The organism is Nocardia iowensis (assembly GCF_019222765.1).
GTDB lineage: Bacteria > Actinomycetota > Actinomycetes > Mycobacteriales > Mycobacteriaceae > Nocardia > Nocardia iowensis.
On the sequence record NZ_CP078145.1, the window covers coordinates 1,168,612 to 1,182,634 of the forward strand.

Below are 14,023 nucleotides of genomic sequence, written 5' to 3' on the forward strand. Positions count from 1 at the left end.
CTCTTGGTCGGGACTCGGTCCGACCAGAGTCGTATCCGCTGCTTGGCGAGGAACCCCCTGTAGCCCTTCGTTCACATGTCGTCGGCGGAAACGCCGAATCGGCGGCGGATCGGGAAGGACGCGAGCATGCCGAGGATGAGCAATAGTGCGACGGTGCCGCTGCCGATGAGAGCGATATTGCGGGCTCGGTGATCCGGCGGTACAGGTGGCGCGGGAACCGCGAGTTGCATGCTGTGCGGGCTGGTCGGCTGCTTCGGCGGCAGCGTGGGCGCTATTTCATTGGTCAACGCGGCGACCGGGTCCACTGCGCCGTAGCCGACATAGGGGTTCCATCCTTCGGCGGGCGCGTGCGCGGTGGCTTCGATGCGCTTGATCACTTCCAGCGCACTCAGTTCCGGGAAGCGGGCACGTACCAAGGCGACCACCCCGGCGACATACGGCGCGGCGAAACTGGTGCCCTTCAAGGGAGTAACGCCATTTTGTTGGTTGACGAACCCGTTGATGGTGCCGGTGCCGCGCGCATCGAGCGACACGATGTCCTCACCGGGCGCTGCCACACCCAGCCACGGTCCTGGCACAGAGAACGCCGATGGTTGCCCATTCCGGTCGATGGATCCCACGGTGAGGACATAGTCGTCGTAACGTGCGGGGGTGACGTTGGTGGTCAGGTTCTTCCACAGGTCGTCGTTGGGTTTGAGTGGATCGATGCCAGGGTTGCCCGCCTGGCATCCCTGTTCTTTGTTACCTGCCGCGACTACCACGACGGCGTTTCGCTCGAGCGTGGCATACCGCAATGCGGCACCGAGCGGCCCGTCGGCGGGGTTGTAGGAACCTGATATGCACAAGACCAGCGAGATATTGATGACCGTCGCCCCCCGATCCGCCGCACGGCGGACCGCGGACGCCAATGCGTCGATATTGCCGTATCCGTCCGGCTGATCCTCGGGCCGCTGCTCCCGCGATCTGCCCGCCATCTGGAACATTTTGCTGGTCTGCCGGATAGAGATGACTCGGGCATCCGGTGCTACACCCGAAAAGCCCTGACCCTCAACCGGTTTAGCGGCAACAATGCCCGCGACGACGGTGCCGTGCGCGTCACAGTCGCTGGTGCCGTCGCCGCCCTCGGCCACGTAGTCGCCGCCTGCCTCGAGGTCGGGAAGCCGTGGATGCGGCGAAACCCCGGTGTCGATGACCGCGATCACTTGCCCAGCACCGCGCGAGAATTCCCAGGCGCGAGGCAGATCCAGGGCACGCTGTGGCGGCGGAATCGCTGGACCTTCGCCACCCTGCTGAGTGCTCACACACGCTGTGTTGGACTTCTGCTCGGTTTTGTCCGGCGGCACCGCCGGGTCGCCCGGCGGTAGCAAACCCGGGTTCACGGGCGGAGGACGGTCCGCGTAGGCGACACCGTGGTCGAGTCCGAGCCCAAGTGCGGCGCTCACACCCAACGCGACGGCTGCCGCCACGACGCGCAAGCTCGCGTTCACAGCCCGCGGACGAGGGAGTAGAGGCTGACCACCCAGAACACCAGGGGGAGAACGGCAGCCACGAATGCGTACTCGAGCAGTTCGACGCCGCGGCGCATGGGCGGGGTCGCGGACTGGTTGGGGATGATGAGGCCGAGGATCAGTGCGGCGATCAGGATGACCATCGCGGTGCCGAAGACCGCGAGCGGCTGGTCCATCGCGAAACCGGCGCCTACCAACATGATCAGCACGATGCCCGCGCCGCCCGCGATGAGCACGACGGCTTGCTCGGCGCCCGCGTAGGTGCGGCTGCGGAACATCAGCACCGCCGCGCAGACCAGTGCGAGGGCGATGCCTTGCCAGTACGGACCGTCGGCCTTCGGGTCGGTGGCGGCGAGCGCGCCGACGACGGTGACCAGGGTGGTCGCGGCGACCAGACCGGCCAGGTACATGCGGGCCCGCTCGGACTTCACCCGCAGCGCTTCCATGGTGGGCAGTGCGCGGTGGTCGTCGGGATCGTCTTCGGTCGGGTCGATCGGGGTACCGGGCGATGGCACCGGCGGCAGTGGCAGTTTGGCCAGCAGCATCGAGATCCGCGGTGCGAGTGCGAGACCGGCGAGTCCGAGCGCCGCGGCGCCAGCGCCGATCGCACGTTCCGGCTGCGCGGTGAGTAGCCCGACCATGGCGGCGGGCACCGCGTATATGGCGAGGGTGGCCGCGCCGATGAACAGCGCGAGCCCGACGCCGCTGACCCGCCACGCCAAAACCGCGGCGGCCCCGACCAATACGGAGCCGAGCAGAATGTGTGCCCAGCCGTAATGGTCGGGTACATACAGCATGCCCGCGGTGAACGCGGGTGGCAGCGCGCAGCCGCCGAGCACCAGCGCCGTCGAGCTGTCGCCGTACATCCTGCTGAGCACCATGGCGGCGACCACCAGCAGGATCGTCACGGCCAGCGCGACCGAGCCGCTGACCCAGTGCGGCACCGCGTCGGGGGAGAGCAGCAGGCCGAGACAGCCGACGAGCATGGTGATCGCGGCGAGTACCGAACCGGTGATCCGCGCGACCTTCGGGGTCCAGCTGCGATAATGGTCGGTGTCGGCGATCGCGACGTTGTACATGATGTCGTCGAACAGCGGCGTGGGAGCGGTGTGCGAGGCACTCTCCAACATGAGCAGCTCGCCGTCGCGAACACCGTGCTCGCCGAGGCTCAGCGAATTGGAGAACGGCGGATGACCGATCCGCGCCAGCACCCACTCGGCGGGCTCGAAGCGCTCACCCTCGTTGTCGAAATCATTGGTGCGGCTGTGCTGTGCGACCATGTCGACGACGCTGGGAATCACCAAGGCGACTGGCACGTCGACCGGAATTGCCATATCTACCTGGGTGTGTTTGGCAAGAATGGTCACCCGGGCGAGATCCGGTGCACGGACTATGCCGTGCGCGGAATTTTCATCGATGTGGTCGAGTCGCGCGTGCGTCAAGCTTCCCCCAACGGTCTTCTACCTCGTATTTTCGCAAACCCGAGAGCCGGTGTCGAGTTTGCGAACCCACGGTCCGGGCAGCAGAATGCTGGTCGAACTGTACGACATGTCGGCTGTGGGCTCTACACTGAGGCCGAAACTCGGCTGCCGCCTCCATCGGGCGCCAGAATCACAGCTGTCGAAGAGGGGGATTCTCGCCGATGAGGGAGCGAAGCGAGCGAATCATGTGCCGCCGTGGCGTGCGCATTCCGAGGCCGAGCGTCAGCGAGGCGCAAGAATGAGTACTGTCCGGTTCCAGCGGCGCGCGCGGCGCGAGATGCCGCGCTCGCCCGGCGGTGAGGTGACGCTGCAGCCGCCGCCCGAGATTCCCCGGGTGACACCCGGCAATCTGCTGATGAAGCTGATGCCGGTCGTGATGATCATCGGCATGGTCGGCATGATGGCGCTGCTGTTCACCCAGGGCAGTGGCATCGCGTCGAACCCGATGACCATGATGTTCCCGCTCATGATGATGTTCTCGATGGTCGGCATGTTCGCGGGCCAGGGCGGCGGCAAGGGGGCCAAAGCCGCTGAGGCGAACGAGGATCGCAAGGACTATCTGCGCTATCTGGACCAGGTGCGCCGGGACGTCGACGAGACCGCCAAGCAGCAGCGTGCCTCGGTCGAATGGAGCCACCCCGAGCCGGGCCTGATCTGGATGCTCGCGGGCACCAGTCGCATGTGGGAGCGCCGGGCCGGCGACAAGGACTTCTGCCACGCCCGCATCGGCATCGGCGGTCAGCGGCTGGCGACCCGGCTGGTCGCGCCGGAGACCGGTCCGGTGGAAGAGCTGGAGCCGATCGCGGCCGTCTCGCTGCGCCGCTTCGTGCGCGCGCACTCGACCGTGCCCGACCTGCCGACCGCGATCGCGGTCAAGGGCTTCGCGACCATCGCGCTGGACGGCGACCGGGTCGAGGCCAGGGACATGACCCGCGCGATGCTGTTGCAGCTGTGCATGTTCCAGGCGCCGGACCAGGTACTTGTCGCGGTGGTCTGCGGCCCGGACACCGCCCGGGAATGGGAGTGGACGAAATGGCTCCCGCACACCCAGCACCCCGACGCCCAGGACGGCATCGGCACCCAGCGCATGTTCTACGGCTCGATCCGGGAAGCCATGGCCGGCCTGCAGCCGCTGCTCGGCAACCGGGTCCGGTACTCGCGCAACCAGCCCGCCAACGCGAACATGGTGCACATCGTCATCATCGTCGACGGCGGCCTGCTCGAGGCCGAGGACGATCAGCTGCGCGAATCCGGCTACGAGGGTGTCACCATCATCGACCTGTGCGGGTACGCACCGCGGTTGGCGGTGTCGCGCGGCATCAAGATGATCGTGGAGAACGGCGAGTGCGTCGGCCGTGGCGCGACCGGCAACCAGGAACGGTTCGCGCTGATCGACCGGATCAGCCCGCAACAGGCGCAGCAGGTGGCCCGCAGGCTCGCGCCGTATCGCGCGGCCACCCAGCGCAGCAGTGACGTGGAAACCGATGACTCCGAGGTCATTTCGACGTGGAGTCAGCTGATGGGACTCGGCGACATCGGCACGTTCAACCCCGAGCATGCGTGGCGGCCGCGGTACGGCCGGGAGCGGCTGCGGGTGCCGTTCGGTGTCGGCGCCGACGGACTTCCGGTCGAACTCGATATCAAGGAAGCCGCCGAGAACGGCATGGGCCCGCACGGCCTGTGTATCGGTGCCACCGGTTCCGGTAAGTCCGAGTTCCTGCGCACGCTGGTGCTCAGCCTGCTCGCTACCCATTCGCCCGACCAGCTCAACCTGGTGCTCGTCGACTTCAAGGGTGGTGCGACGTTCCTCGGACTCGACAGCGTCCCGCACGTTGCCGCCGTCATCACCAACCTCGAGGAAGAAGCCGACCTCGTCGACCGCATGAAGGACGCGCTGGAAGGTGAGATGAACCGCCGCCAGGAGGTGCTGCGCGCCGCTGGCAACTTCGCCAATGTCTCCGAATACGAGAAGGCCCGCGCGGCGGGCGCCGATCTCGACCCGCTGCCCGCGCTGTTCGTGGTGCTCGACGAGTTCTCCGAACTGCTCACCAAGCACCCGGATTTCGCGGAACTGTTCGTGATGATCGGCCGACTCGGCCGCTCGCTGCACGTGCACCTGCTGCTCGCCTCGCAGCGCCTCGAAGAGGGCAAGCTGAAGGGACTGGAGAGCCACCTGTCCTACCGGATCGGCCTGAAGACCTTCTCCGCCAACGAATCCCGCCAGGTGCTCGGCGTGCCCGACGCGTACAACCTGCCGAACAACCCCGGCGGCGGCTACCTGAAGTCGGACTCCGGCGAGATCGTCCGGTTCCAGGCCTCCTATGTCTCCGGCCCGTACGTCGGCGGCGGCTCGCAGCGCGACATGACCGTCGCCACCCAGTCCGGCGAGATCGACATCAAGGCACGGCCGTTCACCGCCACCCACGTGGATTTCCGTGCGGTCGACCGAGTTCCGCTGCCTGCCGAACCCAGCCTGACCGACCAGCAGGGCGACGACAGCGAGCAGGTCTCCAACCTGACCATGCTGGTCTCCCGGATCAACGGCCACGGCCGTCCCGCGCACGAGATCTGGCTGCCACCGCTGGACGAGGCGCCGACGCTCGACCAGCTCATCCCGCGCTCGATCCTCACCGGCGAGTACTCCGCGGTGGCCACGCTGCGCGCGCCGATCGGCATCGTCGACCGCCCGTACGACCAGCGGCGTGACCCGATGGTGGTCGATCTGTCCGGTGCCCGCGGCAATGTGGCGATCGTCGGCGGCCCGCAGTCCGGCAAGTCGACCGCGCTGCGCACGTTGATCATGGCGATGTCGCTGACGCACACCGCCGAACAGGTGCAGTTCTACTGCCTCGACTTCGGTGGCGGCACGCTGATGAGTCTGCAGGGACTGCCGCATGTCGGTTCCGTCGCAAGTCGTTTGGACGCCGATCAGGTCCGGCGCACCGTTGCCGAGATGACCACGATCGTGCGGCAGCGCGAGGCGCGGTTCCGGCAGCTCGGCATCGAGTCGATGGCCGAGTTCCGCAGGCTCCGCGCGGTGGACCCGTCCAGCAGCCCGGCCGCGACCGGTGCGCACGAGGATCCGTTCGGTGACGTGTTCCTGGTGGTCGACGGCTTCAGCTCCATTCGCCAGGACTTCGAGCTGCTCGAGCAGGTGATCATGAACCTCGCCGTGCAGGGTCTGTCGTACGGTGTGCACATCGTGATCGCACTGAACCGGTGGGCGGAGGCGCGGCCCGCGCTGAAGGATCAGATCGCCACCAGAATCGAACTGCGCCTCGGTGACCCGATGGATTCCGACCTCGGCCGCAAGTTCGCCGCGATGGTCCCGCAGGGCCGCCCTGGCCGCGGTATGACGCCGGAGTGCCTGCACATGCTGACCGGCCTGCCGCGCATCGACGGCAGCTCGGATCCGACCGATATCGGCCAGGCCGTTGGCGATGCGGTGGCGGCCATCGCCAGGCTGACCCCCGGTCGCCCGGCGCCGCCGGTGCGCATGCTGCCCGAACAGCTGCCGCGCGAGCAGCTGCTCTACCTGGCAGGCAACTGGCCGGCCCAGGTCGACCAGTCGGCGAAGTGCCTGCGAATCCCGATCGGTATCAACGAATCCGAGTTGGCTCCGGTCTACCTCGACTTCGTCGAGAGCCCGCATTTCATCATCATCGGCGATACCGAGTCGGGCAAGACGACGCTGCTGCGCTCCATCATCGAGGGCATCGCCGCGTCGAATACTCCCGACCAGGCGCGGATCATCATGGGCGACTACCGGCGTTCGATGCTCGGCACGGTGCCGGAGGGATACCTCGCCGGTTACGGCTCGACAGCACCCCAATTCACCCAGAACATGGCCGATCTCGCCGCGTACGTCGACAAGCGGACGCCGGGAACGGACGTGACGCCGCAGCAGTTGCGCGATCGGTCCTGGTGGAGCGGTCCCGAGCTGTATGTCATCGTCGATGACTACGACCTGGTGGCGACGTCAAGCGGCAATCCGGTCCAGGCGTTGCTGGAACACCTGCCGCACGCCCGAGACCTCGGCTTCCATCTGATCATCGCCCGGCGCTCCGGTGGCGCTGGTCGCGCCATGTTCGAGGCCACGCTGGCCAGGATGAAGGACCTCGGATCGGCCGGTCTGATCATGAGCTGCAGCCGGGAAGAAGGTGCGCTGATGGGTACGACCCGACCGAGCCCGATGCCGCCCGGCCGCGGCACCTACGTCACCCGCAACGGTGAGGGTCTGATTCAGACGGCCTGGATGCCGCAGTCCTGATGTCCACCGTCGAACTGGTGGTCACCGAAACGCGCATCTGGGCGCGTGGCGCGACAACGCACTGGGATGTGCCGCCTTCGATCGTGTTGGGCAGCAACGGCTTCGATCTGGTGGTCGGGGAGTCGCTGACGCCGCCGTCCCAGGTGAGTTCGGCGGTGCAGTACGTGCCCGCCGAGGCGGTCGCGTTGCTGCCGCGTGTTCCGTCCGTCGTCGAGGCGCTGGTCGCAGTCTTCGCCGCCGTGCTGGAGAACCTTCGGGTCGCCGCACCGTGCGACCGGATCACGGTGATCTGTCCGACCGAATGGGGTGCGGCCCGCCGGACAGTGCTGGAGCAGGCGGCTCGTCGCTTCACCGGAGAGGTCGCGTTCGAGGAGCTTGCCGTACGTGCCGTCGCGTCGGACGAGGGCACCAGCCACAGCCGCCGCACGCTGGTGCTGGAGTTCGGCGCGCTCACCAGCACCGCCACCGCGGTCATCCGCAGCCATCAGGGCGTGCATATCGAATCCTGTGAGCACGAGCCAACTCTCGCGCTCGACGAGATACTGCCGGAGTCGCGTGGCCGCACCGACCTGTGCGCCCTGATCGACCGGGTGCTCGACGGGCAACCCGCCGACCTGGCGCAAACCGTCGGCGTCACCGACCCGGCGAAACTCGACCTGCTCCGCGCGGTCGTTCAGCAGCGCTGCGGCGCGGGCGTCGCGTTGCGGACGCTCACCGGTCCCGACCTTATTCGCGGCCGCCAGACGGAGCCGATCCACCAGCCGGATTCACCGGCCACCCTGCCGCAGAGCGAATGGATGCAGCCGCTGCGCGAACGCGCCGCCGCCCAGCAGTCCGGCCGCGACGGCACCCGCTATGTGGGCGTGGCCGTCGCCGCGCTGGTCGTGGTGGCGGCGGCTGTCGTCGGTGCCGTCGTGTTCCTGAACCGATCCGGCGACAGCCCGGCCGCCGCGCCGACCACCCCATCGGTGCCGAGCAGCGCTGTCGCTGAACCGACCACAACCGCCACTCCGACCACTACCGCCACCGCGGGCCCGGAAACGGTCGGCCGCGTCCGATTCCAAGTTCCGGACGGCTGGCACCTCACCTCGACGCCCGATCCCAACAACAGGTCTCGGATCGATCTGTCCCCGGACGACGGCGCCCGCCTACGCGTCACAGTGACGCAAACGCCGGTCGCCGCAGGCGCAGGCTACGAACAGGTCGCGGCAAAGCTGGAGGCGCAGATCAATCAACGCCCCGTGGGCGTGATGAGCGAGCTGAAACGCGACGTCGTCTACGGTGGCCGCTCCACCCTGGCCTATACCGAACGTCCAGGCGACGGATCAACCGTCCGCTGGCATGTGCTGGTAGAGCACGGAATTCAGGTCAGCGTCGGTTGTCAGTACGCGGGCGACAATTGGCAGTCTTTGTCGGTGACGTGCGAGAAATTCGGCAGTTCGGTCCGCGTGATTCCGTGAATCACGGTGCGGCAGCATCACATAATTCGGGCCCCCGGCGAAGTCGCCGGGGGCCCGAATTGCCGAGACAGGATCTCAGAAAAGGCCTGCGAGGCTGGTATCGGTGCTCTGCAGATCCGAGTTGCCGGTGCTGACGGCCCGACCGGCGGTCTCCAGCGTGGCGTTCAGCTGGGTAACGCTGGTGTTCCACTGCGACTGGAGCTGGGCGAACGCTTCGTTGGCGTCACCCTTCCAGTGATTGGTCACGAAGTCGGTGACCTGCTTGTGGAAATCTTCGAGCATGCTCGTGATGTTCCGGGCTTCCTGCACGATGGACTGGGCGCCCGCCTCGACCGCGCCGAAGTTAGAGGAAATTGTGCTTGGGTCATTTGCTACCATCTGGAGCTCCTCCTTGGTATCTGGTGATTCGGCTGATCGATCAGGGGAGGTTCAGGCTGGAAGCCTGCTGTGTCACCTGCTGGGCAAACTGCTCGTCCTGAGCCGCGAATGCCTGACCGGCCTTGGTCAGCTTGTCCGCAGTCTGGTCCAGCGTGTCGTTCAGCTTGCGCGCCTGGGCGAAGTAGTTGTCCATGAGCGAGTCGAACGCGGCCCGGGCCTGGCCCTTCCAGGTCGCGGTGGTGTCATCGGACTTCGCGTTCAGCGCGGTGATCGAGTTCTGCAGGGCGTTGTGACGATCCCGGCAATTTTTTGCGAACTCCGCGATGAGGGTCTCACTCGCTTCGAGCTGTCCTGCCATTTCGGCTCCTTCTCGGTTTCCCGTCTCGGCCAACGGCAGAAGCCCCCAGTTGGCCTGTACATCTGATTGGACGCTCGCTAGGTCTGATCGGTTCCATCCGACTCGAGAAAATTTGGATCTCCCCCAACGGAGATCAGACCCCAGCATCCTTTGCCGTGCTCGTGCGTGCTGTCGGGGCCGACTGTGGGCCGCTCGTCAGGCACGGACGTGGTTATCTTGGCATGCTTGCAACGCCAGCGCTCGGCTCCCCTCCTTCCCCCTGCTCGCTGATGTCTTGATTGGCGAGTGGGCTGGCTGCGTATACCTTACCCAACCACTATGGCTGCCGCTACAGCAGATCGCAGGCATATCGCTAGGAAAGCGGGTGGTCTCGGCAGGAGTGCGCTACTGGCTGTTGGCGAGCAGTGCGTACTGCGCGGCGGCACGTTGCTGGGCGTCCAACAGTTGGGTGCTCCACACATAGCCGACGTAGTTTCGATACCGGACGGCGCAAACGAAGTCTTTGACGTATCTGGTTGTCGGCCGCTCAGCGCATTTCCCGTCCGGCACGTTCAATGGCGCCTGGCCGGTGTCCGGTGCCTCGAGAATCGTCGACCAGAGCGCCTGTGCCGAGGTGGCGTCCCGTGATCGGATAAGGATGGCGCCCTCGAGGTTCGGAGTAATTCCCTTGCCGAAGCTCTGTGCAATTCCTCTGGTGTAGCTGTTTGTCGTCGCCGAGTAAGCGTCCGAGAAGACGAAACGTTCGCCGTCGGCGTAGCGAATCCGCGCCGCCGCGCGGTCGGTCTGCCAGTGCAGGAATCCTCGCAGTTCATATGTCGCGAGCCCGCCGACGGCGGGGACAGCGAGCTGTGCCGGATTGAGGACTCGGCGCAGCACGTCCTCGGGGTCGATATCCAAGCGCAGGACCTGTTCGGCCGAAAGCGGCGGGAGTGTGTCGAGCAACGGCAGTTGTGCTGCGTAGACCTTCTCGACAAGGGCGGTCAGGTCGGCGAGGTCCGGCTGGGCAGTGGAGATGAAAATGTTGACCACATAATTGCCGTGCGCGATGACCGAACCGATCGTCGGTGTTCCGGGTCGCCAATGAGAATGCGCCCGTGGGTATTTCGCAAGCTGCACGCGCACGTTCTGGTCCGGGGCCACGGCGAAATCGACGTCTTCGAATTCGGTCGCTGCCCGCTCGGCGGCCGCGGAATCCGGAAACTGCAGGACGGTCACCGTGCTGAGTGTCGAGTCCGGTGGCACGGCGACGGCGGGCTCCGGCAGGAAATCGCTACTGCCGGAGGCAAATCCGAACAGTAGCTGGTTCCGCGCCGCGATCGAGACGCTCGGCTCTGCCAGGGCATTCTTGACGTCGTCGGGTTTGGTGATCTCCTGAACGCCGGTGCCGTAGCGCAGTTCGGGGTCGATATCGATGCCGGTCACTACGTGGTCGGCCAGGCGCGAGACGGCCAGTGCGGTCCCTCTGCGCAGCGAGTGGGAATAGTCGAAGAAGGAGTTCAGCGGTTCTGTGGAGTACTTACCGACATCGAGGGTGCGCACATCTATCTCGCCCGGCTTCGCTGCGCCGGTCACGGACGAACCGCACCCGGCGATGGCGAGCAGCGCGACGGCGGCTGCGGCGAGGCGCGTGCTTCTGGTGACCATGTTGCTCACTTCGCCTTCGCCAGAATCGCGTACTGCGCCGAGATTCGTTGGTGTACATCGATCAGCTGATGCGACCACACCTCCCCCGTATAGCGGTCGAAGGACACTACGCAATGAAATCTGGGGACGAACAGATTCTTCACGCGAAGCTCACGGCAGCGCGCGTCGGGAAGATTCTTCGGTGCGTCTATTCGGCGATAAATCCGGCTCAGCGCGCCGTGGCTGTCCCGAATATCTTGTGCGCCTTCGGGATTCGCAGCACGGTAGAGATGACCCGCGTAGTTCGCCATCCAGTCGACACCGGCTTCGCCGAACAGCTTCTTGTCGCGCACCGGATCATTGGACAGATGGAGCGCGCCGTCGGCGTCGTAGAGGCCGGGCGGGTTGCGCCAAGCGTCTTCGTTCGGCCGCGGAAGTGAGCGGCCGAACATACCGTCGTGGTCGAGTGGGACGTCCGTCAACTTGTCCGGCGGCGTAGGGCGGAACGCACGCAGCCGGGTCGCGATCGCATCGAGGCTCTTTTCCGCGAGCTCGACCATGGCAGGAAGGTCGACGGTGCCGACCGCCTTTTTGGCTGCATCCTTGATCGCGGTGTAGATGACGTACTGCCCGCTGGCCTGGAACGAGTACAGCTCCTGCGTCCCTGGTTTCCAGGATGCGAGCGCGTCTCGATGTTTGCTGATGTCAACCGGTTCACTCAGCCCCTTTTCCGCGGCGACGGTCTGTGCGAGAGCAGCTGCGGCCAGCGTGGCGGCCTGCTGGTCGGAAAACAACAGCACGGTGTTCTCGAGGCTGGTGGCGATCAAAATATCGTGCTCGGAATACCCGAGGCTATAGAAACCCGCGGTGAAGCCCGGTGTATTCGTCCGGAAGCTGTCACCGGAAATCCCGATGGTATATACGGTTTCGATGAATCCCCGGATTGCGTTGGTATCGGAGCCGGACTGGATGGTGAACCGGGGGTCGATGTCCATCGGCAACGGGACAAAGCTCGCGAGGCGCTGGCCCTCGGTGAGTCGCGCACGGTCGAGTCCGGGCTTGCCGATCTCCCGCGGTGTCGTCGCGTAGCTGCCGACGTCGAGCTGACCGATATCGACCAGCGGCGTGGAATCCGATGCTGCGGAGTCCGATCCGCATCCGGCCGTGCTCACCGACAGCACGGCTAGCGCGGCGGCCAGTGTCCGCAAAGATTTCCGCATCGTCCCCTCCATCGACCGGCAAGCAGGAGGACGAGCCACGGATCCCCCGGGCATACGTTCACCCGCTGGTCAGGCCCGCGGCGGCGACGTATCGCAGTCGGCAACATAGCACCCGGGGCCGACGGCCCGCGAGACCGTTCGGCCTACCTCACCCGCTTCTGTAAGAGCGGGACCAGCTTGTCGAGCAGTATCTGGTCCGAGGCAGGAGTCCAATTGCGCAGGGCGGCTACAACTTCGGGATCGTCGACGGGGATGACGGTGGCCCGGGTACCCGCGACCTGATAGGGCAGGCCGCGCAGCCCGCCGCCGCCTGCGTCCTCGTCGCTGCGCACCGCGAGGACGTAGCTGTCTGCCGCGACCTCCAGCGAGCCCGCCGAGGGCAGCGCGCGCAGCGACGGTTCATCACCCTGCCTGAGGTAGTTGAGGTTGTAGACAAAACCCAGGTCTTCGAAGAACTTCGTCTGCTCGGTGCCGCCGAGGAAGATCGCCAGCTGCTTGTTCCGTGGCACGTCCACCACGGTGACGGTCTTTCCGCGGAAGGCCGGATTGGCGAATCGGGCCTGCTCTATCGACGGCACGGAGCTCGCGGCGGCGGTAGCACTGGCCGTCGGGGTGTCGGTGCCGGAGGATTCGTTGGCACCGAGTGCCCAGATCCCGAGACCCGCCGCGAGGGCGACCACTACCGCGCCGACACCAGCCCCGACGACCCAGCGTTTGCGGGAGCCGGATGCCGCGGGCGCCACCGGGTGTGGCGACGAGATCCCCACGCGGGGATCGGTATTCGGCCGTGGATCGAAGACCTGAACGGGATAGGTCGGCGAGGTATTGGTCCGCACGGGGTTGTGGCCCGGGGTGAGCGCGCTCGCGGCCGCATCCGTGAATTCGCGGCAGGTGTTGAAACGTTCGGTGGGATTCTTCGCCATTGCCCTGGCGAAGACGTGGTCGATGGCCTGCGGCAGGCCGGGATCGACCGCGGTGGCCAGCGGCGGCGGCTCGTGTAGGTGGCCCATCATCACCAGCGCGGGTTGCGTTGCCGGGTAGGGATTCCTGCCGGTGAGGAGCTTGAAGAAGGCGCAGGCCAGGCTGTAGATGTCGGCCCGGTGATCGAGATGACCGCCGACGAGTTGCTCAGGCGGGGCGTAGGCGATGGTGGCGACGAAGCTGCCGGTCTGAGTGAGTTCGGTGGTGTCGTCGTTGGACTTGGCCACGCCGAAATCGGTGAGCAGGACGCGTTCGTCGTCGCCCTCGGTGGAGGAGAGCAGGAAATTGGCGGGCTTGACGTCGCGGTGCAGCAAGCCTTTTCGGTGCGCGTAGTCGAGGCCTTTGCCGACTTCGGTGGTAATACGCAGGGCGCGTAGCGGATTCATCGAATGACGATCGCGAGCCAGTTCCGCGGCGGCGTCGGTGCCGTCGACATACTGCATGGCGATCCACAGTCGTCCGTCTTCTTCGCCGCGGTTGTACACCGAGACGATGTTCGGATGGTCAAGGCCGGCAGCGAGATTGGCTTCGCGTTCGAAGCGGGTGCGGAACTCGTGGTCGTTGCTCAGTTCGCCACTGAGCACCTTCAACGCGTCCATCCGCGGCAGACTCGGATGTTTGGCCAGGTAGACCGTCCCCATGCCGCCGGCACCGAGCACCCGCTGTATGCGGTACCCGCCCACGATGGTGCCGGGGCTTATCGCCATGATCCACAATCTCCTGAGTCCGTCGTCCCCACGCGGC

The 14,023-nt window shown here is 66.1% G+C and carries 9 protein-coding genes; 2 read left to right on the plus strand and 7 right to left on the minus strand.

The annotated features are described in order from the left end of the window. Positions 1-71 precede the first annotated feature (71 nt). Both mycP and eccD read right to left on the minus strand, forming a co-directional pair. A complete protein-coding gene (gene mycP, locus KV110_RS05145) occupies positions 72-1,466 on the minus strand; it encodes a type VII secretion-associated serine protease mycosin (protein ID WP_246634352.1) in 1,395 nt (464 codons plus the stop codon). Positions 1,467-1,483: 17 nt separating this feature from the next. Next, entirely contained in the window at positions 1,484-2,950 is a 1,467-nt protein-coding gene (gene eccD / locus KV110_RS05150; RefSeq protein ID WP_218473892.1) for a type VII secretion integral membrane protein EccD, read from the minus strand. 277 nt (positions 2,951-3,227) lie between these two features. On the opposite strand from eccD, the gene eccCa reads away from it, so the two are divergent. Continuing rightward, positions 3,228-7,259: a type VII secretion protein EccCa gene (eccCa, locus tag KV110_RS05155; RefSeq protein WP_218473895.1), complete on the plus strand. Its 4,032-nt coding sequence runs from the start codon at positions 3,228-3,230 to the stop codon at positions 7,257-7,259. Continuing rightward, positions 7,259-8,719: a type VII secretion-associated protein gene (locus KV110_RS05160; protein ID WP_218473897.1), complete on the plus strand. Its 1,461-nt coding sequence runs from the start codon at positions 7,259-7,261 to the stop codon at positions 8,717-8,719. The genes eccCa and KV110_RS05160 overlap by 1 nt, the downstream gene beginning before the upstream one ends. A 75-nt stretch (positions 8,720-8,794) precedes the next feature. Here KV110_RS05160 and KV110_RS05165 read toward each other — a convergent pair whose 3' ends face one another. The 5 genes from KV110_RS05165 to KV110_RS05185 all read right to left on the minus strand — a co-directional run bounded on the left by KV110_RS05165 (position 8,795) and on the right by KV110_RS05185 (position 13,986). Beyond that, positions 8,795-9,097, minus strand: a complete 303-nt coding sequence (locus tag KV110_RS05165) for a WXG100 family type VII secretion target (protein WP_218473899.1) — start codon at positions 9,095-9,097, stop codon at positions 8,795-8,797. Positions 9,098-9,137: 40 nt separating this feature from the next. Beyond that, positions 9,138-9,455 carry a WXG100 family type VII secretion target gene (locus KV110_RS05170; protein WP_218473902.1) on the minus strand — a complete coding sequence of 106 codons (318 nt, stop codon included), beginning with the start codon at positions 9,453-9,455 and terminating at the stop codon, positions 9,138-9,140. A 384-nt stretch (positions 9,456-9,839) separates the two neighbouring features. Further along, positions 9,840-11,099 carry a DUF7373 family lipoprotein gene (locus tag KV110_RS05175; RefSeq protein WP_218473904.1) on the minus strand — a complete coding sequence of 420 codons (1,260 nt, stop codon included), beginning with the start codon at positions 11,097-11,099 and terminating at the stop codon, positions 9,840-9,842. Between the two features lie 5 nt (positions 11,100-11,104). Further along, entirely contained in the window at positions 11,105-12,298 is a 1,194-nt protein-coding gene (locus tag KV110_RS05180; RefSeq protein WP_218473907.1) for a DUF7373 family lipoprotein, read from the minus strand. Positions 12,299-12,441: 143 nt separating this feature from the next. Beyond that, on the minus strand, positions 12,442-13,986 hold the full coding sequence (locus KV110_RS05185) for a serine/threonine-protein kinase (RefSeq protein ID WP_218473909.1): 1,545 nt from the start codon (positions 13,984-13,986) through the stop codon (positions 12,442-12,444). Positions 13,987-14,023: the final 37 nt, after the last annotated feature.

Excerpts from the sequence above, each read along its gene's own strand:
- eccCa (WP_218473895.1), top strand. The coding sequence starts at position 3,228 with ATGAGTACTGTCCGGTTCCAGCGGCGCGCGCGGCGCGAGATGCCGCGC.
- KV110_RS05160 (WP_218473897.1), top strand. The coding sequence starts at position 7,259 with ATGTCCACCGTCGAACTGGTGGTCACCGAAACGCGCATCTGGGCGCGT.
- KV110_RS05165 (WP_218473899.1), bottom strand. The coding sequence starts at position 9,097 with ATGGTAGCAAATGACCCAAGCACAATTTCCTCTAACTTCGGCGCGGTC.
- KV110_RS05170 (WP_218473902.1), bottom strand. The coding sequence starts at position 9,455 with ATGGCAGGACAGCTCGAAGCGAGTGAGACCCTCATCGCGGAGTTCGCA.
- KV110_RS05175 (WP_218473904.1), bottom strand. The coding sequence starts at position 11,099 with ATGGTCACCAGAAGCACGCGCCTCGCCGCAGCCGCCGTCGCGCTGCTC.
- KV110_RS05180 (WP_218473907.1), bottom strand. The coding sequence starts at position 12,298 with ATGCGGAAATCTTTGCGGACACTGGCCGCCGCGCTAGCCGTGCTGTCG.
- KV110_RS05185 (WP_218473909.1), bottom strand. The coding sequence starts at position 13,986 with ATGGCGATAAGCCCCGGCACCATCGTGGGCGGGTACCGCATACAGCGG.